The 245-nt window shown below is 55.9% G+C and carries 1 protein-coding gene; it reads left to right on the plus strand.

All coding sequences use genetic code 11. From position 1 onward, the window contains the following. The coding region (locus tag ABS769_RS22590; protein WP_350498303.1) for a transposase at window positions 1-245 on the plus strand (245 nt) is incomplete at both ends.

A 245-nucleotide genomic window follows, 5' to 3' on the forward strand; every position in this document is an offset into this window, starting at 1 on the left:
GCCGATTCATTTGTTGATGGACCGTGCTTACGAAGGCAACGAAACCCGCCAGTTAGCGCTCGATCTTGGCTTCGTGCCGGTGGTCCCGCCGAAATCCAATCGGGTCGAGCCTTGGGAATACAACCGGGAGATGTACAAGCGGCGCAACGAAGTGGAGAGACTGTTCCGTCGCTTGAAAGGCTACCGCCGGATTTTCTCGCGCTTCGAGAAGCTGGATGTCATGTTCCTTGGATTCCTCAGCTTCG

It is taken from the genome of Xanthomonas hortorum (genome assembly GCF_040279205.1).
Taxonomy (GTDB): Bacteria; Pseudomonadota; Gammaproteobacteria; order Xanthomonadales; family Xanthomonadaceae; genus Xanthomonas; species Xanthomonas hortorum_F.